Source organism: Burkholderia sp. MSMB1078WGS, from assembly GCF_001528895.1.
Classification (GTDB): Bacteria; Pseudomonadota; Gammaproteobacteria; order Burkholderiales; family Burkholderiaceae; genus Burkholderia.
In genome coordinates this window covers 44,527-67,530 of sequence record NZ_LPDI01000070.1, presented here as the reverse complement: position 1 = coordinate 67,530, position 23,004 = coordinate 44,527, and the positions used below count along the sequence as shown (strand labels likewise).

Annotated in this window: 24 protein-coding genes; 10 read left to right on the top strand and 14 right to left on the bottom strand. The window is 67.1% G+C overall.

Going from position 1 to position 23,004, the window contains the following annotated elements; genetic code table 11:
• Positions 1-102: 102 nt before the first annotated feature.
• The 4 genes from WT24_RS16970 to WT24_RS16955 all read right to left on the bottom strand — a co-directional run bounded on the left by WT24_RS16970 (position 103) and on the right by WT24_RS16955 (position 2,387).
• Positions 103-549 (bottom strand): hypothetical protein, encoded by a 447-nt coding sequence (locus WT24_RS16970; RefSeq protein ID WP_060035057.1) that lies wholly within the window; start codon positions 547-549, stop codon positions 103-105.
• 231 nt (positions 550-780) lie between these two features.
• Positions 781-1,392 (bottom strand): hypothetical protein, encoded by a 612-nt coding sequence (locus tag WT24_RS16965; protein WP_060035055.1) that lies wholly within the window; start codon positions 1,390-1,392, stop codon positions 781-783.
• A 29-nt stretch (positions 1,393-1,421) separates the two neighbouring features.
• Positions 1,422-1,715 carry a RebB family R body protein gene (locus WT24_RS16960; protein WP_059789341.1) on the bottom strand — a complete coding sequence of 98 codons (294 nt, stop codon included), beginning with the start codon at positions 1,713-1,715 and terminating at the stop codon, positions 1,422-1,424.
• Positions 1,716-1,829: 114 nt separating this feature from the next.
• Positions 1,830-2,387: an RNA polymerase sigma factor gene (locus WT24_RS16955; RefSeq protein WP_059789340.1), complete on the bottom strand. Its 558-nt coding sequence runs from the start codon at positions 2,385-2,387 to the stop codon at positions 1,830-1,832.
• A 413-nt stretch (positions 2,388-2,800) separates the two neighbouring features.
• Between WT24_RS16955 and WT24_RS16950 the strand changes: the two genes are divergently transcribed.
• Positions 2,801-3,475 carry a Crp/Fnr family transcriptional regulator gene (locus WT24_RS16950; protein ID WP_060035053.1) on the top strand — a complete coding sequence of 225 codons (675 nt, stop codon included), beginning with the start codon at positions 2,801-2,803 and terminating at the stop codon, positions 3,473-3,475.
• Between the two features lie 85 nt (positions 3,476-3,560).
• Here the strand turns inward: WT24_RS16950 and WT24_RS16945 are convergent, their stop codons facing one another.
• The 4 genes from WT24_RS16945 to WT24_RS16930 form a co-directional block, all read right to left on the bottom strand.
• Entirely contained in the window at positions 3,561-3,884 is a 324-nt protein-coding gene (locus WT24_RS16945) for a RebB family R body protein (RefSeq protein WP_034209304.1), read from the bottom strand.
• A gap of 181 nt (positions 3,885-4,065) precedes the next feature.
• On the bottom strand, positions 4,066-4,416 hold the full coding sequence (locus tag WT24_RS16940; RefSeq protein WP_059502941.1) for a RebB family R body protein: 351 nt from the start codon (positions 4,414-4,416) through the stop codon (positions 4,066-4,068).
• A gap of 187 nt (positions 4,417-4,603) precedes the next feature.
• The gene (locus tag WT24_RS16935) at positions 4,604-4,939 is read right to left on the bottom strand and encodes a RebB family R body protein (RefSeq protein WP_006498417.1); all 336 of its coding nucleotides are present in this window, start codon (positions 4,937-4,939) and stop codon (positions 4,604-4,606) included.
• A 79-nt stretch (positions 4,940-5,018) separates the two neighbouring features.
• The gene (locus tag WT24_RS16930) at positions 5,019-5,660 is read right to left on the bottom strand and encodes a hypothetical protein (RefSeq protein ID WP_060035049.1); all 642 of its coding nucleotides are present in this window, start codon (positions 5,658-5,660) and stop codon (positions 5,019-5,021) included.
• A 475-nt stretch (positions 5,661-6,135) separates the two neighbouring features.
• Between WT24_RS16930 and WT24_RS34915 the strand changes: the two genes are divergently transcribed.
• Positions 6,136-6,291, top strand: coding sequence for a hypothetical protein (locus tag WT24_RS34915; RefSeq protein ID WP_179949362.1), 156 nt, complete (start codon positions 6,136-6,138; stop codon positions 6,289-6,291).
• Positions 6,292-6,500: 209 nt separating this feature from the next.
• Positions 6,501-7,514, top strand: coding sequence for a tryptophan--tRNA ligase (trpS, locus tag WT24_RS16925; RefSeq protein WP_059502944.1), 1,014 nt, complete (start codon positions 6,501-6,503; stop codon positions 7,512-7,514).
• A 9-nt stretch (positions 7,515-7,523) separates the two neighbouring features.
• Here trpS and WT24_RS16920 read toward each other — a convergent pair whose 3' ends face one another.
• The 4 genes from WT24_RS16920 to WT24_RS16905 form a co-directional block, all read right to left on the bottom strand.
• Positions 7,524-7,937: a VOC family protein gene (locus tag WT24_RS16920; RefSeq protein ID WP_060035046.1), complete on the bottom strand. Its 414-nt coding sequence runs from the start codon at positions 7,935-7,937 to the stop codon at positions 7,524-7,526.
• A 92-nt stretch (positions 7,938-8,029) separates the two neighbouring features.
• Positions 8,030-8,950, bottom strand: a complete 921-nt coding sequence (locus tag WT24_RS16915; protein ID WP_060035043.1) for a bestrophin family protein — start codon at positions 8,948-8,950, stop codon at positions 8,030-8,032.
• 164 nt (positions 8,951-9,114) lie between these two features.
• A complete protein-coding gene (cydB, locus tag WT24_RS16910) occupies positions 9,115-10,122 on the bottom strand; it encodes a cytochrome d ubiquinol oxidase subunit II (protein WP_059502951.1) in 1,008 nt (335 codons plus the stop codon).
• Positions 10,123-10,124: 2 nt separating this feature from the next.
• Positions 10,125-11,525, bottom strand: coding sequence for a cytochrome ubiquinol oxidase subunit I (locus WT24_RS16905; RefSeq protein ID WP_059502953.1), 1,401 nt, complete (start codon positions 11,523-11,525; stop codon positions 10,125-10,127).
• Between the two features lie 422 nt (positions 11,526-11,947).
• Between WT24_RS16905 and fdhD the strand changes: the two genes are divergently transcribed.
• From fdhD to moaD, 5 genes are all read left to right on the top strand, one after another.
• On the top strand, positions 11,948-12,799 hold the full coding sequence (fdhD, locus tag WT24_RS16900; protein WP_059789337.1) for a formate dehydrogenase accessory sulfurtransferase FdhD: 852 nt from the start codon (positions 11,948-11,950) through the stop codon (positions 12,797-12,799).
• A gap of 2 nt (positions 12,800-12,801) precedes the next feature.
• Positions 12,802-14,016, top strand: coding sequence for a gephyrin-like molybdotransferase Glp (gene glp, locus WT24_RS16895; protein WP_082742206.1), 1,215 nt, complete (start codon positions 12,802-12,804; stop codon positions 14,014-14,016).
• Positions 14,017-14,233: 217 nt separating this feature from the next.
• Entirely contained in the window at positions 14,234-15,358 is a 1,125-nt protein-coding gene (gene moaA, locus WT24_RS16890) for a GTP 3',8-cyclase MoaA (RefSeq protein WP_060035040.1), read from the top strand.
• Positions 15,359-15,405: 47 nt separating this feature from the next.
• Entirely contained in the window at positions 15,406-15,975 is a 570-nt protein-coding gene (locus tag WT24_RS16885) for a molybdenum cofactor biosynthesis protein MoaE (RefSeq protein WP_060035037.1), read from the top strand.
• Between the two features lie 52 nt (positions 15,976-16,027).
• Positions 16,028-16,285 (top strand): molybdopterin converting factor subunit 1, encoded by a 258-nt coding sequence (gene moaD, locus WT24_RS16880; RefSeq protein WP_059502959.1) that lies wholly within the window; start codon positions 16,028-16,030, stop codon positions 16,283-16,285.
• Positions 16,286-16,381: 96 nt separating this feature from the next.
• Here the strand turns inward: moaD and WT24_RS16875 are convergent, their stop codons facing one another.
• Positions 16,382-17,755: an aminotransferase class III-fold pyridoxal phosphate-dependent enzyme gene (locus WT24_RS16875; RefSeq protein ID WP_257127502.1), complete on the bottom strand. Its 1,374-nt coding sequence runs from the start codon at positions 17,753-17,755 to the stop codon at positions 16,382-16,384.
• 98 nt (positions 17,756-17,853) lie between these two features.
• Between WT24_RS16875 and gcvA the strand changes: the two genes are divergently transcribed.
• A complete protein-coding gene (gene gcvA, locus WT24_RS16870; protein ID WP_059502961.1) occupies positions 17,854-18,774 on the top strand; it encodes a transcriptional regulator GcvA in 921 nt (306 codons plus the stop codon).
• 57 nt (positions 18,775-18,831) lie between these two features.
• On the opposite strand, the gene WT24_RS16865 is transcribed toward gcvA, so the two are convergent.
• Positions 18,832-20,256: a PLP-dependent aminotransferase family protein gene (locus tag WT24_RS16865; RefSeq protein ID WP_060035031.1), complete on the bottom strand. Its 1,425-nt coding sequence runs from the start codon at positions 20,254-20,256 to the stop codon at positions 18,832-18,834.
• Between the two features lie 556 nt (positions 20,257-20,812).
• Between WT24_RS16865 and WT24_RS16860 the strand changes: the two genes are divergently transcribed.
• Positions 20,813-22,990, top strand: a complete 2,178-nt coding sequence (locus WT24_RS16860) for a DUF4132 domain-containing protein (RefSeq protein ID WP_060035027.1) — start codon at positions 20,813-20,815, stop codon at positions 22,988-22,990.
• Positions 22,991-23,004: the final 14 nt, after the last annotated feature.

Genomic DNA, 23,004 nt, shown 5'->3' with positions numbered 1-23,004 from the left:
ACGGATGCGTCGACGCGATCGACCCGACAGTCGATGCCATCGAGCGGTATGTCGCCGGCGCCCGCGCGCATCGCGGGCGCCGGTTTGCGCGGACGGTGCCGGCTACACGTTGGTCCAGGCGCCGGTGCCCTGCCGATATTGCATCACGCCGCCGTCGATCCGCACCCGCAGGTTGCCGTCCGGCACCTGCACCCAGTCGGTCATGTCGAGGCTCATCATCAACGCGACGAAGAAATCCTGCACCTCTTGCGACGTGCTGGCCTGCCAGAGGTCGATACGCCCGAGGCACGCACGCATGTCGCCGCTTTGCTGCATGATCGTCTCGACCTGTCCGGCGACATCCGCGGCCGTGTCGTAGACCTTCGTGCCGTCGGGGCTGACGATCGACAAATGGATCCCGCGCACCAGCGTCGGCTGGCCCGGCGTCTGCTCGACGAGCGCGATGCAGCTCGTCATCGCGCCGAAATCGATTTCCGTCGCATCGCCCCATTTGCGCTCGCCAACCGCCAGCGGCGCGGGACCGTTTACGTGCTGAATGATGTAGGACATAGGTTCCTCTCATGACTGGACATGACTGCCGGTAGCGGGCCGCGACGCGTTCGACCCGGAACGTGCGTCGCGCCCGCCGCTCACATCCCGCATCGGGCCTGACGGCCCGGCGGGTCGTGTCGATCGATACTGTGTCTCTGCACGCGCGGCAGGCGATCGCCCCGCGGTTCGCACGACGCGATTGCCCGCGACGTTCGTCATCGGCGCCGCGCCCTGCGTGCGCCAGGTGCGCTACGTGCCCTTCTTGTCCAGCAGCGCCTGATACTTCTGCAGACTCTCGTCGATTCTGTCGAGCGCGACGCTCGCGGCCTCCCCTTCGATCGCTTCCGCGGCGCCCGCAACGACCGCCGCGGTCGCGACGAACAGGTCCGTCAACAGCAGGCCCACCGCATCCATCGCCATGCCTTTCACGTCCTCGTCGATGGTCTTCTGCGCGAGATCCTTCATCAGCACGCTCTTGCCCGCGATCGCCAGCGACGTCGACGCCTCGAAGTAGTTGGCCGCCGCCTGCGCGACCATGCCGCCCGCCTGCGTGATCATCATGTTCGGGCCGACGGATATCTGGGTCGTCGCGTAGGACGCCGCCTCCGCGTTGATCGCCTGCACCGTCTGCAATGCCGAGTTGGCGGCCCCTCTCGCACCCGCGATCTGGTCCGGCGCCTTCAGCGCGTCGGTGAACCTGCGCAGCCGGTTGATCGGCCACGCGCGCTTGCCGGCTGCCGAAGCAGCGGCTTGCGGCGCGGCATCGGCCTGCGTCGTTGCTTCGGCTGCGGCGTTAGCGATGTCGTCCGGCGCTTGCGTCGCGCCTGCTCCGCGTCCGTCCAAAAGACCTTTCATGTTCATGACTTAGGTGTCCCGATAGTCGTCGCGTCCTAATGCGTGGAACCCGTCTGCGGCCCGCCCGCCGCGGGCAGCGCCGCGCCGCCCGATGGCGGCTTCGGCGACGCCTCGACGGACAGGATCATGGCCACCGCCTTCGACACGACGGCGTTCGAAATCTGGTTCAGCGCCGCCTGCTGCTGCGTCATGTTCTGCGCCGAGATGCCGACGGCCTGGCTGAACATCTGGTAAAGCATGCCCAGCGCCTGGGCCGGCGACCCCGCGACGACGTTCACGTTGGTCTGCGTCAGCGCGTCGGTAATCTGCTCATTGACTTTGTCTGCCACGAGGCCTCCTCGGATCTCGGCTCCGGCATGCGATTGAAGGGACGGGCGGGCCGGCAGGCCATCGACGCCGTGCATGCCGTTAGGAACGCTGGCTGCCTGCATTCGTGAACGCGCTCACGCGAGTTCCTCGCGCAATTTCTTGCGCAGCAGCTCGACGCGTTTTCTGGCAAGCGGCTCGTTGATCCCGAGCGTCGCGGCGATGTGCAGATAGGGCCGGTCCTCCTCGAACTTCAGCGTGAACAGCATTTGCTGCTGCGGGGAGAGCATCGACAGCGCCTGCTCGAGGCGCATCAGCTGTTGCCGAAGCAGCAGTTGCTGCTCCACCGACGGCGCGTGGCCGGCCAGCTCGACGGCATGATCGTCGTCCCAGGCCGGGTCGAATTCGAGCATGCCGCTTTCTCGCAGACGGCGGCGCGCGCCATCGAGGAATGCGTGATTCAGCGCCAGAAAGAGAAAGCCCGCGAGGTTCCGGACGCGCTCGGGCGAGCGCTGCAGGTAAATGTGGACCTTGAGCGCGGTATCGGAAAGCAGTTCGTCGGCACGGTGAATATCGCCCTTGCACAACAGGCGCGCGCGACGCCGCAATTTCCCCTGCATTTCCCGCCACGTGCGATCGAGCTGCTGCGCCGAAGACTCGGGCGTCGGGGCAGCGTGCTGGTTCGAGGTTGTCATCCCGTGTCTTCCTTTTTTTATGGAAAACACAGAATCGATTCGATGCCGGGAATGGCGCTGTTACCCGCGTAACACCGATATAACGATAATCGGTTTCGGTAAATTTTCTTGATTATTATGAACGGAAATTTTAATTCACCGGCATAGCCCGAATCCGTCGTTTCAGATGCGCCGCCGGGCCTGACCGAATAACGGCATTGCGATGAAAAAGAACGACTACCGCCGCGATGCGTCCGTGCGTCGGCATGCTGCTTTCCATGTCGGTCGATCAAGCGCGCGTGCCGCCGAAGTGCCGCCCTGTCCGGACTACCTGCCGATTATTTCAATTCTTTCGTTATTCATTTTTCACGTAATGCCGAAGGCAGCGTTTTTCGCTAGGTGGCCGCATCGTCAAACAACCTCGCGCGGAAAACATGCCTGCCCTTGCTGACGCTCAAACGCTGCGCAATATACCGATACTGACCGATCTCCCGGAAAGTCTGCTCGCCCACATCGAGCGGCATGTCACACCCTGGCCCGAACACGGCAATCGCCTGTTGTTCTTCAAGGGCGATCCGGAGGATTTCGTCGCGTTCGTGCGCCATGGCCGTGTCTACAAGACGCTGCACGAACCCGGCGGCCGCGAGATCATTCTCGGCCACGCCATACCGGGCGACCTCATCGGCGAAAACACGCTGATTCGCGCGCACCGGCGCAGCTTCACCGCCCAGTTGAGCCCCGACTGCCGCGTTTTGCTGCTGCATCGCCAGCACTTCGCGCCGCTGCAGGCCAACGCGGAATTCATGGCGCGCATCCACGACCAGCTGTGCCGGCACATTCACCAGTTGAGCGACTTCGTCGAATCGGCGTGCCTGTACCGGCTCGAAGCACGGCTCGCGCGCCATCTGCTGAACCGCATGCAAGGGAATGGTCTCGAGGTGCCGCTGCCGGAGAGCCAGAGCATCCTCGCCGCGATGCTCAACGTCAGCCGGCCGCGGCTGAACAGCAGCCTGCAGAAGATGCAGCGCGACGGCCTGATCCGGCTACACGAACACGGCGTGACGATCGAGAAACCGGAGCAGCTCCGGACCATCGCCGACGCCAATTGACACCCTGCCCGGCAGCGCGTGCGTCACGCAGCGCGGCCGGGCGGACAGGTTTGCGCGCGCCGGGTTGCGCGGCGCGCCGTAAGGGTCAGCCGCGCCCGTGGCCGATGGCGTTCATCAACTGCGCGACGGCGGCCAGTTGCGATACGAAGTTGTCGTTCGCCGACCGCGCCGCGCTGGCCAGCGCCACCGGCGAGCCGGCATAGAGTTGCATGATGCCGACGGTCGTGGCGGCGAGATTGGACGCCGCCTGGTTCGCCTGCATCTGCACCGCGTTGTGAAGCAGGATCGCGGACGCATGGCTGTTCGACTGCATGAGCGTGCCCAAGGCCACGGCGGGCGCTTCGCCCACCACCTTGACGTTGGCTTGCGTGACTGCATCGGTCATCGCAGGGGAAACCTGTTCCGGCATGTCGTTGCTCCTGGTGTGCGCGCCGCTGCGGCGCAGTCATGGCGAAAGCGTGAGTGGGTCGATCGGCGCCGTCGATGCGCGGCAGGGCGTCCCGCCGCCACGGGCGTCGACACGACGCCGTGCGCCGGGCGGCAGCCACCGCGATCGGGGCCACCGCCCGGCGCCGACGCCGGCTTACGCGTCAGGCCAGCGCCTTGCCGAGCGCGAGCACGTCAGCCAGTACGGACAGCACGCCGTTCGAGCCGATTTCCGTCGCGGCGGCGCCGGCGCTCGCCGGCCCGAGCGTGTACAGCTGCATCGTGCCCACGTTCGTCGAGGTCGGCAGTTGCACCGCGGACTGCGACTGCTGCTGCACCGCGTTCTCGAACAGCACGCTGAGCGAATGGCTCTGGGCCTGGTACAGCGAGCCCGTTGCCATCGCGGGCGCTTCGCCGACCACCTTGACGTTGGTCTGCGTGACCGCGTCGGTGATCGCGGCGTTGACCGTACAAGTCTTGCAGGGGTCCTTCGAGTCGTTTGCGTCATTCGGCATCGTATTTCTCCTGGTTCGCGAACGGGCACCGCATCGAATCGGCTCTGCCCGTTCCGTCGTTTGCTCCGGAACCGCACGGCACCTGGTCAGGCGCTGGCGGTCATGCTATGGATCCGCGGCTCGGCGGCGGTATCGGCAGCGCGTGCCGCTTGCTCCGCCGCTTCAACCACGGTGCTGCGATGACGCCTTACGGCCGGGCCACTGCTTTCCCGATCGCGATCACGTCGGCCAGAATGGAAATGATCCCGTTCGCGCCGATTTCCGTGGCGGCCGCGCCCGCGCTTTCCGGCCCGATCGTGTAGAGCTGCATCGTCCCCACGTTCGTCGACGTTTGCGACTGGATCGCGGCCTGCGACTGCTGCTGCACCGCGTTCTCGAACAGGATGCTGAGCGAATGGCTCTGGGCCTGGTACAGCGAGCCCATCGCCATTGCCGGCGCTTCCGCGACCACCTTGACGTTGACCTGTGTGACCGCATCGGTAATCGCGGGATTGACCTGGCACACTTGACACGTATCAGCCATTTGTTGCTCCTTGGTTCACGTAGTTGAGAGGTCGCACACGGGGCCGGCCGGTTTCGCGTTCGGCCGCATGACCCGCGTGCTACTCCATGGACGCTGGGCCGGGCGTATCGTGAACCGCAGCGGTGGGTTCGGACGGTTCGACCGGATCGACGCCGATGCTTCGCAACCGGTCCTCCATCGCGTCGAGCCTGACGGCGAGCCGTTCGGCGAGCCGTTCCGCGAGCGCATCGCCGTATTGGCGGAAGCAGGTTTCGATTTCCTGCCGGATCAGGCCCGTCAGTTGTTCCCCGATCATCGTCAGCGCCTCGCGAGTGCTGTCCTGGATCTCCGCCGCGCCTGAGGCCCCCGCGTCGTCGCCCGGCGCGTGCGCGTCGAGTACGCCCGACACCTTCTGCTGTTCCGACGCCAGCATGCCGAGGGTCGTCTCGTTCTGCGTGTCGATCGTCTGCAGGATGCCGCGCATCTTCTCGTACGCCTTTTGCTGGTTGAGCTGCAGAAAATGCTTGATCTGTTCGCGCGCCTCGCGCCGGGTTTTCAACTGCGGCAAGGGCGGTTTCGCGGCGCTCGCCTGCGTGGCCGGGAGGGCGGCGGGCGCCGACGGGTTCCCCTGCCGGCTCGGCAGCCGCGCAAGCAGCGCCTGCTCTTCGCCCGGCTCGAGCGGCCGGCCCAGGCGCTTCTCCGCAAACTGGCGCAGCAGCGGGTCGAGTGTGTCGTTGCTCATCGCTCACACCTCCTCGAGAGCCGCCCGCGGCACGGGTGCGTGAGGTTCCGGTTCGGATGGACGCCGCGCGACGGCGGGCTGATCGGCGTGCTGCAATGGATATCGCATGAGGTTCTCCGGGAAAAGGATGTGCGACGGCCCGGCCGGAAATTTCGGCGGGACTGTTGCAGGGACGAACCATGCGACGTGTCTGTGAAGTCGACGGTCGCAGCGCGCCGGCCGCGCCCTCCCGACAATTCTTGACTGTGTCCGGCCCATCGAACTGGTAGGATGCCGGTCACCTTGACGCGGGCAGCCGGCACGGCCTCTCAACCGTCCCCTTTTTCACGTCGCCGCGGCTGGTAAACTTCGCGCTGGGCCCGGACGACCCGAGCCCCGGACAGCACCCCTGCCCCGTAAAACCCGTCATACCCCGGCTCGCCCCGCGCGACCCGTTGCAGTAACCGTTGGAGTGGCGCGCCCCGCGCCTGCAAGCATGAAGAAATCGAAGCAGCCCACCCGTCCCCCACGCGAGAAAGACCGCACGCCGTTCGTCCGCGCCGGCGCATTGCTGCTGATGGCCGGCCTGCTGTACCTGCTGTGGCCGTCCGCCGAAACCGCCTACCTCGCGATGGAATCGGTGATCCGCTGACGTACGCGTCCGCCCACGCACTGCGCTATACTTGCGCGATGGAAACCCGACCCACCCCGCCGATCGCACATTGCTGGTGGCGCGCCTGACCCAGGCGGCCCGTTTCCTTTTGCATGTCCCAAACGTGATGCCGCCAGCGATGGCGGCATTGGCGTTTCTGCGCTGACGTCATCGCTAGCGGCTTCGACAACCCGGAGCCCACGACGACCATGACGCAACCCACCCGCCCGACCATCCTCACCGGCGACCGCACGACCGGCCCGCTGCACCTCGGCCACTACATCGGTTCGCTGCGCGCCCGCGTGCAGATGCAGCACGAAGCGCGGCAATTCCTGCTGCTCGCCGATACGCAGGCGCTGACCGACAACATGGGGCGCCGCCAGCGCGTGACCGACAACGTGATCGAGGTCGCGCTCGACTACCTCGCCGTCGGCATCGATCCGGCGATCTCGACGATCGTCGTGCAGTCGCAGGTGCCCGAACTCGCCGAGCTGTCGCAATACCTGCTCAACCTCGTCACGGTCGCGCGCCTCGAACGCAATCCGACCATCAAGGAAGAAATCCGCCTGCGCGGGTTCGAGCGCGACATCCCGGCCGGCTTCCTGACCTACCCGGTGAGCCAGGCAGCGGACATCACCGCGTTCAAGGCGACCCATGTGCCGGTCGGCGACGATCAGTTGCCGATGATCGAGCAGACCAACGAACTCGTACGCCGCTTCAACGCGACCGTCGATCAGCCGGTGCTGGTCGAGTGCGAGGCCGTGCTGTCGTCGGTCACGCGGCTGCCGGGCATCGACGGCAAGGCGAAGATGAGCAAGTCGCTCGGCAACGCGATCACGCTCGGCTCGACGCCTGACGAGATCGCGCAGGCCGTGAAGGACATGTACACGGATCCGAATCACCTGCGCGTGAGCGACCCGGGCCAGGTCGAAGGCAACGTCGTGTTCACGTTCCTCGACGCGTTCGAGCCGGACGTCGCGAAGGTCGACGAGCTGAAGGCCCACTATCGCCGCGGCGGCCTCGGCGATAGTGTGGTCAAGCGCGTGCTGAACGAGCGGCTGCAGGCGCTGATCGAGCCGATCCGCACGCGCCGCCGCGAGTTCGAGGCCGACAAGGCGGAAGTGATGGCGATCCTGAAGCGCGGCACGCTGCACGCGCGGGAAGTGGCGGGGGCGACGCTCGCGGAGGTGAAGGGAGCGATGGGGCTGACGTATTTCGATTGAGCAGCGCCGTCACGCCCCCTCGCGCACCGCCCCCGCCACATGACACACGGCCTCGACCCGGTTGCCGGCCGGATCGACGAGAAAAGCCGCGTAGTAGTCGCCGTGGTACTGCGGCCGCAATCCAGGGTTGCCGTCGGCCTGCCCGCCCGCGGACAGGCCAGCCTCGAAAAACGCATGCACCTGCTCGCGGGATACGGCCTTGAAACACCAGTGCCGTTTGCTCGCGCCGACTTCGGCGGGATCCAGATACACCGCCAGAAAAGTCGATGCAGGGTCATTCGCGCTGCAACGTTCGCCATAGCCGAGCGCATTGGGCCGGTCATAGACCTTGGTTGCGCCCAGCGCAGCCATGACGGCATCGTAGAAGGGGCGTGCCCGGTCGATATCCGGCACACTGATCGACACGTGATCGAGAAGTTGCATGGTGTTGGCTCCATTGAACGAGCCCGAGTCTACACACTCGTCACCGATCCGACCGATCAACCTCACCGCTGACTGCACTACCGACCCAGCCCCTACGTGATCTGATACGTCGACGCCGGCACGAACTCCTCGGGCATCGGTCGATCGCCGAGTTCGAGCACCGACCGCTCGATCGTGCGCGTCATCGCATCGAGCGCGAGCGCATTCGGCGCGAGGCCGAACGGCTCGGCCACTTCGTTCGCGATCGCCTCGAGCGCGATCAGCGTGTAGGAAATGAACACGCAGATCAGCGGCGTGAAGAACTCCGTCGAATCGACGAGCCCGAACGGCAGCAGCACGCAATACGCATACACGGTGCGATGGAGCAGCACGCTGTACGAAAACGGGATCGGCGTCGACAGGATGCGCTCGCAACCGCCGACCGACTTGCCGAGCTCGTCGAGTTGCGTCTCGAACATCCAGCAGGTCGCGTCGCTGCCGGGCGCGCGCCCCAGCGCACGGACGATGCCGCCGCGCAGTTCGTCGAGGATCGCGACGGGCTTGTAGCATTTGCCGCCGAGCGCGGCCGTGCGCTCCGCTCCGAGAATGCGCAGCAGATCGTCGGTCGGATCGGTATGACGCAGTTGATGTTTCAACGCATACGCGAGCGCGATCAGCAGATCGGCGAGCCGGTTGCGCTCGGCGTCGCTCACGCTGTCGGGCAGGTAGCGATGCAGTTGCGATGTCACGGCGCGTGCGGCGATCAGCAGGTTGCCCCACAGATGCCGCGCCTCCTTGAAGCGCTCGAAGCTCGCGTTGTTGCGAAACCCGAGGAAGATCGCGAGCGCAAGCCCGAACAGCGTGAAAGGCGCGGTGTTGAGCGGAATCTTCTCGCCGAAGATGCGTCCGTTCGTGAAGACCGCCAGCGTGCTGACGATCGCCATGAACACGAGTTGCGGAATGATCGATTGCAGCACGGAGCCGTTCCATACGAACAGCATCCGGAGCCAGTTCTGTCGTGGTCTGACGATCATGATGTTTTCTCGACTGCCAAAGGAATACGCAACCCGTTGCGCCCGCACCCGATGTGCAACGGCCCGCGCGTGGCGGGCCGCTGTTCGGTCGGGTGCCGGGTCGGGCGCCGCGCTGCGCGCGATGATACGCCAGCCCGCGCCACACCCGTCACATCGCTTGCCGCTCAGTGATAGCCGATGTCGCCCTCGCGCACCTTGCCGCGGAACACGCGGTACTGCATCGCGTTGTACACGAGGATGATCGGCAGCACGATCACAGTGCCGACGAGCGCGAACAACTGGCTCGAATGGCTCGACGACGCATCCCAGATCGTCAGCGACGGCGGCACGATGTTCGGCCAGATGCTGATCACGAGCCCCGTGTAGCCGAGGAACACGAGCGCGAGCGTCAGCAGGAACGGCGTGGCCTCGTGCGCACGCTTCACCGAGTGGAAGATGCCCCACACGCATGCGACGACGAGGATCGGCACCGGCAGGAACCAGCCGAGGTTGCCGCTGCCGAACCAGCGGTGCGCGACGGCCGGCAGCCCGATCACGGTCCACAGGCTGACCACGCCCATCACCGCGAGCAGCACGCCCGTGAGCGGCTTCATCAGCAACCGCATCTTGCGCTGCAGTTCGCCGTCGACCTTCAGGATCAGCCAGCCGCAGCCGAGCGTCGCATAGGTGACGAGCACGCCGATCCCGCACAGCATGCTGAACGGCGACAGCCAGTCGAACGGCCCGCCCGCGAACCGGTTGTTCTCGATCCTGATGCCCTGCAGCAGCGAACCGAGCACGATCCCCTGGCAGAACGCCGCAAGCGCCGAGCCGCCGATGAACGCGAGGTCCCACATGTGCTGCGTGCGGGTGGCTTTCGCGCGCAGCTCGAACGCGGCGCCCCGGAAGATCAGCCCGACCAGCATCAGCACCAGCGGCAGGTAGTTGGCCGGCAGCAGCGTCGAATACACGACCGGGAACGCACCGTAGAGGCCCGCGCCGCCGAGCACGAGGAACGTCTCGTTGCCGTCCCACACCGGCGCGACGGTGTCGAGCATCACCTGGCGCTCGGCCTTCGCGTCGAAGAACGGAAACATGAGCCCGATGCCGAGATCGAAGCCGTCCAGCATCACGTAGATGAATACGCCGAGGCCGATGATCGCGGCCCAGACGACAGGAAGATCGATGTGCATGGTTACTCCGCCTCGGTGACGTTCAGCGGCGTGGACAGCGCGCTCTTGCGCAGCCCCGGATGCCGGTGCAGCTCGATGTAACCGGCCTGGGCAGCCGGCCCGCGCTTCATCAGTTTCATCATGTAGTAAATCCCCGTTCCGAATACCAGGAAGTACACGACCACGAAGATCAGCAGCGACACGCCGACCTGTTGCGCACTGAGCGGCGCGACCGAATCGACGGTGCGCAGCACGCCGTAGACGGTCCACGGCTGGCGCCCGACCTCGGTCGTGATCCAGCCGGCGAGCAACGCGACGATGCCCGACGGCCCCATCGCCACCACGAACCACTGGAACCAGCGTGTCTCGTACAGGCGCCCGCCCTTTCTCAGCAGTAGCCCGAGCAGCGCGGTCAGCAGCATCAGCATCCCGAGGCCGGCCATGATCCGGAACGTCCAGAAGACGATCGGCGAATACGGGCGGTCCTGGGGCGGGAATTCCTTCAGCCCGCGAATCTCGCCGTCCCAGCTGTGCGTGAGGATCAGGCTGCCGAGGTGCGGCACCTGGATCGCATAGCGCGTGGTTTCAGCCTGCATGTCGGGCAGCCCGACGAGGTTCAGCGCGGTGCCGCCCTTCTCGGTTTCCCACAGCCCCTCGATCGCCGCGATCTTCGCCGGCTGGTATTCGCGCGTGTTCAGCCCGTGCGCGTCGCCGACGACGATCTGGATCGGCGCGAGCACCAGCAGCATCCACAGCGCCATCGAGAAACTGCGCTTCACCGGCTCGTCGCGGCGCCCCTTCAACAGGTGCCACGCGCCGCACGCGGCGACGATGAAGCCCGCCACGATGAACGCCGCGATCGTCATGTGCACGAGACGGTAAGGGAACGACGGGTTGAAGATGATCTTGAACCAGTCGACCGGCACGACGAGGCCGTTCTCGATCTTGTAGCCTTGCGGCGTCTGCATGAAGCTGTTCGACGCGAGAATCCAGAACGTCGAGATCAGCGTGCCGACCGCGACCATCAGCGTCGCGAAGAAGTGCGCGCGGGGGCTGACGCGCTGCCAGCCGAACAGCATCACACCGAGGAAGCCGGCTTCGAGGAAGAACGCCGTCAGGACTTCGTACGTGAGCAGCGGCCCCGTGATGTTGCCCGCGACGCGCGAGAAGCCGGCCCAGTTGGTGCCGAACTCGTACGCCATCACGACGCCGGAGACCACCCCCATGCCGAAGCCGATCGCGAAGATCTTCGACCAGAACTGGAACATGGATTTGTAGGCGGCGTCGCCGGTGACGAGATAGCGCCATTCCAGCACCGCCAGGAAGCTCGCCATGCCGATGCTGATCGCGGGGAACACGATGTGGAACGACACCGTGAATGCGAATTGCAATCGGGCGAGATGGAACGCATCGAAGATTTCCATGACCGTAATTTGCTCGTGGTTGTGAGGACGTACGCCCGAAGCAGGAAATCGCGCGACGACTTGGCGACAACACATGCGAACACAAGCTGTCACTCGCATGGCATCGAAGCGTGAATGACGATATCGCGTTTGCAACGATACTCGCAATCACTCGAACGTGCGCTGAAACTGTGCTGCTGGCGCCGCCGAAGATGTGTGCACGGAAAACATATTCCGTGCCCACGGGACGGTCAGCTGTACTGCTTTCCGCGTGGCGGCGCTGTGCCTGCGGCGCACTGTTCACCCCGCTTAACATGTCATGCAACGCCCGCCCACGGCGGTCGCGCGCCCTTCGGCGCCCGCCCGGCGGCATCGATTCCCGTCGTTCGGCGCATGCGCCGTACCCGGCCGGCCCGCCGGCCGCCCCGCCTGGAGAAACCTGCATGACCCACCGCGACGATCCGACCGGCAGCACCGCGTGTCAGGTGACGCGCCATCGCGCCGGCGACGCGTGCGACACCGTCGATCGCGTCGTCGACGAAACCCCGGTTGCACTCGTGTTCAACGGCATCGCGCACACTGTCATGATGGCGACGCCGATCGACCTCGACGCGTTCGGCCTCGGCTTCGCGTTGAGCGAAGGCATCGTCGAGCGCGCGTCGGACGTCTTCGACGTCGAAAGCGAATGCCGGCCCGGCAGCGCCGAAGTGCGGCTCACCGTGTCGCAGCAGGCGTTCATGGCGCTGAAGGCGCACCGCCGCGCGCTGGCCGGCCGCACGGGCTGCGGCGTGTGCGGCATCGAAAGCATCGCGCAGCTCGACCTGCAGCCGCCGCGGATCGCGGCCGCCGGCACGGCCGCGGGCATCGGCGCCGACGCGATCGCGCGCGCCGCGCGTGCGTTGCCGGCCCGGCAGACGCTGATGCGCGAGACGGGCGGCATCCACGCGGCCGCGTGGTGCGACCGCGACGGCGCCGTACTCGACGTGTTCGAGGACGTCGGCCGCCACAACGCGCTCGACAAGCTGATCGGGCGGCTCGCGCGCCGCCGCGCCGACCTGCGCGCCGGTTTCGTGTTCCTGTCGAGCCGCGCGAGCTACGAATTGGTGCGCAAGGCCGCGCGGGTCGGCATCCCGATGCTCGCGACGATCTCGGCGCCGACGTCGCTCGCGATCGACGTCGCCCGCGAAGCCGGCGTGCGATTACTCGGTTTCTGCCGCAACGACGGCTTCGTCGAATACGTGTCGCCCGCCGCCGTTCACCTCGACCCACCGGCGCACCCGGCCCACTCGTCATGAAACTGAAACACCTGTTCGATTTCGATGCCGCGCAGCAGCAATTCGCCTGCGCATTCGCGCCGCTCGAGGCCGCCGCGTCCGTGCCCGTCGCGCAAGCGGCCGGCCACGTGCTGGCCGCGCCGCTGACCGCGGTGCTCGACCAGCCGCCGGCCGACCAGAGCGCGATGGACGGCTACGCCGTGCGGTACGCCGACCTCGCACACGGCGAGCCGCTGCGCGTCGCGCAGCGCTGCTATGCCGGCGACATGCCGGCGCCGCTGGCGCCGCGCACGGCCGCACGCATCTTCACCGGCAGCCTGATTCCGCCCGGCGCCGACACCGTCGTGATGCAGGAGCATGCGCACGAACGGGACGGCGGCGTCACGTTCGACACGCCCGAACGCAGCGGGTCGCACATCCGCCGCCGTGGCGAGGAAGTGCGCGCCGGCGATCGGCTCGTGCCGGCCGGCGTGCGGATGGGCGCGATGCACGTCGGCGTGGCCGCCGCGCAAGGGTTGGCGCGGATCGACGTACGCGCGGCACTGCGCGTCGGCATCCTGACGACCGGCGATGAACTGGTCGCATGCGGCCAGTCGCGTGCGCCACAGCAGATCTACAACAGCAACGCACCAATGCTCGCTGCGCTGGTCGCGAGTACCGGCGCCGACGTCGCGATGTGCATGCATTCGGCCGATACGGCGGCCGCCGTCGATCGGGCACTGCGCGACCTGCACGCGCACTGCGACCTCGTGATCTGCGTCGGCGGCGCGTCGGTCGGCGACAAGGACCTGCTGCGCCCCGCGCTGGCCGCGCTCGGCGCGTCGTTCATCGTCGCCGGCGTGCGCATGAAGCCCGGCAAGCCGGTCGCGCTCGCGCGGCTCGATACGCGGCCAGTGGTGCTGCTGCCCGGCAATCCGGGCGCCGCGATGACGACGTTCGCGCTGTTCGTCGCGCCGCTGATCCGCCGCCTGCAGGGGCGCGACGCGTGCGTGCCGATCGTGCCGTCGCTGCCGATCGACACCGGTTTCGAGCCGGATGCGCAGCGCGAGCGCTTCGTGCGCGTGCGCCGTACGGTGGGTGCCGATGGCGCGCCCGTACTCGATACGTTGCGCCAGCAAGGCGCCGGCACGCTGCAGTCGCTCGTGCTGGCCAGCGGGCTCGCGCGGCTGCCGGCCGGGCGCGCCATCGCGCGCGGCGACACGGTTCCGTACTACGAATTCACGCACTGGCTCGCATGAGCACGACGCCGACTACCCGCCCGGCGCAACGCATTCGCGCCATTCGCCGCGCTCGTCGCGCGTCCCGCGCGGCGAACTGTATTCCTGCAATTCGGGCACGATTGTGTCTCTGCCGGAAAAACCCGCCGGACTATGCTCACGATGAGGCTCGTCACGACCTGTGCGCCGACACGTCGGCACCCGCACGGCCGGGTGGCGATGCCCCTCCGCTTACTTCATGCAGGCCGACGACCCGATCGTGAATGCCATCGTTTCCGCCGCGCCGGCCGTCGCCGCTTCGTCCGGCGGCGCATCGCCCGGCGCTTTCTCCCGGCCGTCCGACACGCTCGGCCGTCCGTTGCGCGACCTGCGCCTGTCCGTCATCGACCAGTGCAATTTCCGCTGCGGCTACTGCATGCCGCGCGAAAGTTTCGGCGCGGACTACGCGTTCATGCCGTCGTCCGAACGATTGTCGTTCGCGCAACTGGAAAAGATCGCGCGCGCCTTCACGTCGCTCGGCGTCGAGAAGATCCGCATCACGGGCGGCGAGCCGCTGCTGCGCCGCCATCTCGAAGCGCTGATCGAACGGCTTGCCGCGCTGACGACCGTCGACGGCAAGCCCGTCGAAATCGCGCTGACGACCAACGGCTCGCTGCTCGCCGCGAAGGCACGCGCGTTGCGCGATGCGGGTCTGTCGCGCGTGACCGTGAGCCTCGATGCGCTCGACGACGCGGTGTTCCGCCGGATGAGCGACGCCGACGTGCCGGTGTCGCGCGTGCTGGCCGGCATCGAGGCCGCGCATGCGGCCGGGCTCGCGCCGGTGAAGGTCAACGCGGTGATCGAGCGCGGCGTCAACGACGATCAGATCCTGCCGCTCGTGCGGCACTTCCGGCACACGGGCGTGGCCGTGCGTTTCATCGAATACATGGATGTCGGCGGCGCAAGCTTCTGGTCCGGCGACAAAGTCGTGCCGGCCGCGCGGATGCGCGAGCTGATCGACGCACACTACCCGCTCGTGCTGGTCGGCGAACCGGGGCACGACGCCACCGCGATCCGTTGCGCGCACATCGACGGCGCAGGCGAAGTCGGCTTCATCGCGAGCGTGTCGCATCCGTTTTGCGGTACCTGCTCGCGCGCCCGCGTGTCGGCCGACGGCCAGTTGTATACGTGCCTGTTCGCAATGCAAGGCACCGACCTGCGGCCGTGGCTCGGCGATGCGGTGTCGGCCGGCGATCTCGCCGCCGCCGTGCGCACATGCTGGACGCAGCGCGACGACCGCTATTCCGAGCGCCGGGCCGCACGGCCGGCCCGCGCGCCGGGCAAGACCTATCCGACCGTGCGCATGTCGCTCGTCGGCGGCTGACGGGCCGCCGCGCGACACAGGATGCGCCGTCCACTGGAGAACCTGTCATGACGACCTTCACCGAATCCCGCGCCGGGCTGCCGGACGATCCGCTGCGTGCCGGCAGCGCGCCGCCCGTCGATGCAGCCGCGCCGCATCCCGAATCGGCGCCCGCCATTGCCGCCGGATTCGAAGTGCGCGTGCAGCATGCGCCGATCGACGCGGGCGCGGAGCTTGCGCCGATCGTTCGCAATCCGAATGTCGGTGCGGTCGTGAATTTTCTTGGGGTCGTGCGCAAGGAAGGCGACGTCGACGACGTCGTCGCACTGGAAGTCGAGCACTACCCGACGATGACAGAACAGGCACTGTGGAGCATCGTCGAGGAAGCGACTGCGCGCTGGCGGCTCGAAGCGGTCAGGATCGTGCACCGCGTCGGCCGCATTCCGCTCGGCCAGCCCGTCGTGCTCGTCGTGGTCGCCGCCGCGCATCGCGCATCCGCGTTCGATGCGTGCGAATTCCTGATGGATTTCCTGAAGACCCATGCGCCGTTCTGGAAGAAGGAGATCCGGCACGACGGCGAATCCGGCTGGGTCGAGGCGAAGGCGCACGACGACCAGGCGATGCGGCGCTGGGGCTGATCGCGGTCGCTTCGCGTTTTCCGATTCCGCCGCTCCTGATAGAGACATCGCAATGAAACTGACGATCAAATATTTCGCAAGCATTCGCGAACGACTCGATCTCGACGAGGAAACCGTCGAGATCGATGCGCGCGAACTCACCGTCGACGCGCTGCGCGGCACGCTGGCCGCGCGCGACGCGCGCAGCGCCGACGCGCTGCGGATGGACCGCCCCGTGCGCGCGGCCGTGAACCTCGAAATGGTGACCGGGGAATTCGTCGTGCGGGAGGACAGCGAGGTCGCGTTCTTTCCGCCGGTGACGGGGGGATGACGTCACCCCGCGCGACGCCGGCTTCGATGTCGGTCCTTCATGCCTCACCACGCGCCACCACGCCATCCGCTTCGCGATACGGAATGTCCTCGCAGGTCATCGCGCAGCCTCCAACACCGTCAGCGCCGCATCGAGCGCGTCGAGCCCCTCGTCCAGCTCCGTGCGCGAGATGACGAACGGCGGCGTCACGATCACCACGTTGTAGCGCCCGTACGCGTGGACGCCACGCTTCAGCAACTCGCCATAGAACGCGCGCATCGGCGCCGCTCCCGCCGGGTGGTGCCACTCGACGAGCGGCTCCCGGGTTTCGCGATCGCGCACCAGCTCGATGCCGAACTGGGCGCCCATGCCCCGCACGTCGCCGACCGACGGATGGCGCTCCGCCAGCTCGCCGAGACCGTCGCGCAGCCAGCCCTCGATCTCGCGCGCCCGCTCGAACAAGCCCTCCTCAAGATAGACCTTCAGCGCCGCGAGGCCGCCGGCGACGGCCAGCACGTGGCCCGCATGCGTGTGGCCCACGTCGAAGAGTTCCGTATCGAAGTGGCGGGCCACGCGCTCGCGCACCAGGACACCGCCGAGCGGCGTGTACGAAGCGCTGGCCCCCTTGGCGAACGAAATCAGGTCCGGCAATACGCCGACGCGCTCGGCGCAGAACGATGCCCCCGTGCGCCCGAAGCCCGTCATGATCTCGTCGAAGATCAGCAGGATGCCGTGCCGGTCGCACAGGTCGCGAACGCCTTCGAGATAGCCCGGCGGGTAGACGACGACACCGCTGGATCCGGTCATCGGCTCCATCAGGATCGCGGCCACGTTTTGCGCGCCTTCATGCGAAAGGATGCGCGCCAGATGATCGAGGGCGCGGCGGGTCTCCTCGGCCGGCTCCGACGTATGGAACGGGCTGCGGTACGGGTACGGCGCAAAGAATTTCACCATGCCCGGCAGCGCCGGGAACGGATCGCGCCAGCGGTCCACGCCCGTCATCGCGCTCGCGCCGAGGGTGCCGCCGTGATACGACCGATAGGCGGTCAGCACCTTGGGCCGGCGTGTCACCAGCCGCGCGATCTTCACCGCGTCGTCGTTCGCTTCGGCGCCGCCGCTGGTGAAGTGCACGCGCAGCCCCTCCGGCCACGGCGAAACGCTGTTCAGAAGTTCCGCATATTCGGCACGCACGTCGTTGAAGTAGCTGGGCGCGACCGAGCACATGCGCGCGGCCTGCGCCTGGATCGCCTGCACCACCTTCGGATGGCCATGACCCAACGACACCGCGACATAGCCGCTGGTGAGGTCCAGGTAACGCTTGCCGTTCGTATCGTAGAAGTAGCATCCGTGCGCATGCGTGATGACCGGCGGATTGAGCCCGCCCTGGACCGCCCAGGGCACGAGCACCTTTCGAAACGACGACGCGAGCGCGGGATTCGACTCGCCGTGAATGCTGAGATCCATGTTGACTCCGGAAATGGCATGGCCCACTATTTCTGAGCCTCGTGACAGAAGGCTTCCAGATTAAGCACGCATTTCCCGCGCAACAAATCAAACGTTTCCACACTGAGCCGCAATTTGATTGAGCCATGCCACGACAACTTCCGCCCCTGCTCTCCGTGCGTGCATTCGAGGCCGCTGCGCGCCATGGCGGCTTCGCCCGTGCGGGTGACGAGCTATGCGTCACTTCCGGTGCAGTGGGACATCAGGTGCGGCTGCTGGAGGAGTGGCTGGGCACGCCGCTGTTCATGCGTGGCGCCCGGTCCGTCCAGTTGACGGAGATCGGACGGCGGTACTTCGTCGAAATCGAGCGCTTGATGGACGAGCTCGAGCGCGCGTCGCTCGGCATCCGGCAAGCCGCGGATTCGCCGGAGGTCACGGTCACCGCGATGCCGTCGTTCGTCACGCGTTGGCTGATGCCGCGCCTGGGCGAGTTCCGGCGGCTGCATCCCGATATCGAGGTGCGCCTGCTGGCTTCGGTACCCGCCGTCGACTTCAGCCGCGAGCGCGTGGACGTGGCGATCCGCCTGGGTCTGGGCCCCTATCCGGGGCTCGTCGCGGATACGCTGATGTCGGAGACGTTCCTCGCGGTCGGCCAACCGTCGCTATGCAAGCCGTTGCGCACCGTGGACGACGTGCTGCGTGCAACCCTGCTGCACGACGAATACGAGGCCCGCATTCCGGAGCAGGTGGACTGGGTGCGCTGGTGCCGGATGCAGGACGTGCACGCGAGCACGGCGCGTTTGCGACAGGGGCCGAGCTTTTCGCATACCTATCTGACGCTCGATGCCGCGATCGCGGGCCAGGGCGTGGCCGTGGCGTCGGACGTCCTCGCCGCCGATGCGGTCAGGCAGGGGCTGTTGGCCATTGCGCCGGGCAACCCGGTGCGGGGGCCCTACAGCTACCACCTGCTGACGACACGTGCGGCCACCGCGCGGCCGCCAATCGACGCCTTCTGCAGTTGGCTGCGATCGGCCGCACGGTCGTTTTCGGCAGCCGGTTGGGGTTGAACGACATGAATCGCACGCGGCATGTCCCGACGCCCGCGATCCACGTCGCCCGCCCGTTCACCGCATGCACGCCGCAGCCAGCTTCCCGACCGCGATCACCGCCTGCTCGATCTCCGGCGACCACGGGCTGCTGTAGTTCAGGCGGATGAAGTTCCGGTAGTTGTCGGTGATCGAGAACATGTAGCCCGGCCCGATCGTGATTCCCTGCTCCAGCGCGAGCTGATACAACCGCATCGCGTCGACCTGCGCGGGCAACTCGACCCACAGCACGTAACCGCCTGCCGGGCTCGACATGCGCGTGCCTTCCGGAAAGAACCGCGACACCATCGCGCGCATCAGGTTCGCCTGCTGCGCATACGCCTTGCGCAAGCGCCGCAGGTGATGCTCGTAGCCGTCCCGTTCCAGAAACTCCGCGATCGCCAGTTGCGGCAACGACGGCGTCGCGAGCGTATTCAGGAATTTCAGCTTCTCGACCTGATCGCGATAGCGGCCTGGCAGCGCCCAGCCGATCCGGTACGCGGCCGTCAGGCTCTTCGAGAACGACGAACAATGCAGCACGATCCCGCTACGGTCGTACGACTTCAGCGAGCTCGGGTGCGTGTCGCCGAAATACAGTTCGTTGTACACGCCGTTCTCGATGATCGGCATCCCGGCCTTGGTTGCAAACTCAACCAGTTCGCGCTTGCGCTCGTCCGGCATCTGGAAGCCCAGCGGGTTCTGGAAGTTCGGCATCACCATGCATGCGGCGATCGGCTGCGACTTCGCGATCGCAGCCAGCGCCGCGATGTCGATCCCGTATTCCGGATGCGTGGCAACCTCGATCGCCTTCATCCCCATCCGCTCGATCGCGTGCAGCATCGCGTAGAACGTCGGCGATTCCACCGCGATCGTGTCGCCCGGCTTCGCCACCGCCTGCAGGCACAGGTTGATCGCCTCCGTCGCGCCGACCGTCACGATGATCTCGTTCGGATCCACCGACATCCCGTTTTCCAGGTAGCGGCGCGCGATCTGCCGGATCAGCCGCGGGTGGCCCGGCGGCAACCCGTCGGTCACGCCCCACAGCGATTTGTCGCGGCCCGCCGCGTATGCGTAGCGATTGAGCTTCTCGAACGGAAACAGGCTCGGGTCCGGATACGGCGAGCCGAGCGGCACCGCGTCGTCCGTGCCGATCGAGCGCAGCGTCGACAGCACGAGCCGACTCACGTCGACCGACGACGAGATCGCGATCGGCTTCGACGGCCTCAGCTCGCGCACCGGCGCGTGACCGTCGTCGCGACGCAGATTCACGAAATAGCCCGACTGCGGCCGGCTTTCGAGCAGCCCGCGGCTCTCCAGCAACAGATACGCATGCAGCACGGTCGTGATGCTGATCCGGTGCTGCTGGCTCGCCTGCCGCACCGACGGGATCCGGTCGCCGTGCCGGTACACGCCCTGGCGAATCAGGCGCTCGATGTCGTCCGCGAGTTTTTCATAGAGTTTCATCGTGCGTCTCCCGCGGGCGGGCGCAGCCGCGCCGCCACGCCATGTGCATCCGACACGCACGCGTTTTGCCCGCCGACCGGGCCGTCGTGATTCCTGATCTTTCCCTCCGGTTTTGCCTTTTCCATCGCACTGGCTCTCTCTTGAAGATGCGCCGGCAGGGTTCCGAATCAGCTGGATCCGCGGCACTGTGCACTTGATGAGCGAATCTTAAGAGAAGAACAGTTGGCGGCGAGTACACACATCGAACGCGCGGACAAGAGTACAGTTCGGCGCGAGTCGCGTATCGCGGGAAAACTGTACGTCTTATGAAATGGCCGGACGGTCGGTCGGCCGGCTCGGAGCGGCCGAACCGGCCCGGGCGGGACGGCGCATGGGCCTCCGCGCAATCGGATCAATCAGGGTGCAATACTGTGCGCCCCCAGGGTTTTTCACGGCGAGAGCGAGACCATGCAGTACACGATCGAACACGTAGCCCGCTTCGGCGGCGCGATACGCGTCGCGCGACCGGTATGGAAGAAATCGTGCCGGAACGCCGCAGCCGGCCGGGAGCGCGTGCATGACTGACCACGCCCTCGTTGCACTGCTGGTCGCGCGCCTGACCGACCCGGCCGCCCCCTCGGGCTCCGTCGACGAGCCGATCGACCTGTCGACGCTCGACGCGCCTGCGCTCGGCGCCGTGTGGCCGGCTTTCCGGCGCGTCGAGCACGAGCTCCTCGTGCGCGACCAAGCGTTCGACGATCCGCGTGCTGTATTCGCGTGCTGGCTGCGTCGGCAGATCGACGCGCTCGGCCTCGTGCCGCTCATCGACGCCGACGCGGCGCTCGAACTGTTCCGCGCCATTCCGGCCGGCGGATGGAAACGCGCGCTGGAGGATCTGCCGAGTCTCGACGCGCTGCCGTCGGCGGCGCTGCAGGCCGAACTCGCGCGGATCGCCGGCGAACCGGAAGAAGGTCGATTGCGCGCGGCATCCGCCTATGCCGCGTATGCGCTCGACCGGTTCGCCGGCCGCCGCGACTTCTCGGCACGGCACGAAGCCTATGCGCAGGCGCTGGCCGATTCGCCGTTTCGCGTGCGCGAACTCGACGTGTTGCCCGAACTCGGCCCGGCCGCGCTGCTCGCACTGGCTGCGACGAACGACGGCTATTTCGCGCCGAAGCGGCTGTGGCTCGACCTCAGCGATCCAGCCGTGACGCTCGCGGAAGAGGCCGCGTACGTCGCGTTCGCGCGCGACGCGCTGACCGAAGCCGCGCGACAGGTCGCCGCGCTGCATGCCGGCACCGTGCCTTACGAAGCCGATCGCGCGTTCACGACCGAGGACGCGCAAGTTCTGTCACGCGCCGCGCGCGTGGCCGCCTATCGCGACGAGGCATGGTTGCGGCCGCTGATCGGGCCGCTGCTGACGGGCGTATGCGTCGCGCCGACGGCCGCGAAAACCGCGCCGTCGCAATCGCTCGCCATCGCGCTTGGCCATGCGATCGAGACGATCCCGACACCCGAGAGCGTGCGCGCGCTGCGCGACGCGCTGGCCGTCGTCCGTCACGCGGGCGTGCAGAAGAAACTCGCGCGCAACCTGAAGCCGGCCGAACGCGCACTGGGCGAGCGGCCGCGCACCGCGCTGCGGATGACGCTCGACGCGAAGCCCGAGAAGAAACAATCGGCGATGCTCGCCGCGTGCATGGAGGCCGGCTTCTGGCAGCCGATGACGCTCGGCCACGCCGAATGGCGCGAGCGGCTCGTCGACGCGCCGGCCGGCGCCGCGTTCTCGGCGCGGATGATCTGGCTGGCACAAAACAACGGCGACGGTTCGACGCAATCGTTCATCCCCGATATCGCCAAAGGCAAGGTCGTGCTGCGCGATGCGGCCGGCCAGGCGTGCGAGATCGCCGACGACTGCGAGATCCGGCTATGGCACCCGTTGCTGGCCGACGCGGACGAGCGGCTCGCGTGGCAGCGTACGTTCGTCGGCCGTTCGCTGCGACAACCGGTCAGGCAGGCGTTCCGCGAGTACTACGTGGCGAGCGATGGCGACGCATCGGCCAGCGATTCCGCAATGTTCGAAGGCCACGTGCTGTCGAGCCGGCCGCTGCTCGGCGTCGCGCGCCGCGAAGGCTGGTCGATCCGCGCGTACGACGACGCGCTCGTCCGCGAATTCGGCGACGTGCGCGCGACCTTCGTCGTCGATGCGCGGCTTTATCCCGGCTCGGAAAGCCACGGTACGTCGCGCCGGCTGCACTTCGAACGCCGACACGGCGCACGCTGGCTGCCGGTGTCGATCGGCGAAATCGATCGTGTGGTGTTCTCCGAAGTGGCGCGTGCGGTCGACCTGCTCGTGAGCGTGTCCGCGTTCGCGCTCGACGACGACGCGACGCATGCGGCAGTCGCCGCACGCACGACGGACCCGGTCCGCCAGCGCGATATCGAGACGGAACGCCGGGACCGCCTGAACCGATTGTCGGATCTACCGCTGGGCGTGATGGCGCGGCATCGCAAGCACGTGCTGTCGCTCGTGTTCGCCGATGCGCTCGCGCAAGGGAGAATGACGATCGACGAACGTCATGTGCGCGTCGGCGCATGGTCGGTGCATTGCGCGACGGGCCGCGTGACGCGCGACGGCGAACCCGTCGATGCGACGACCGCCCCGCCGCCGTCGCCACTGCGCGCGGTGCCTTGGCTGCCTTACGACGAAGCGCTGCTGCAGCGGATCGTCGACGTCGTCGCGGGGTTGCTCGATTGAGCGGCGGGCGGCGT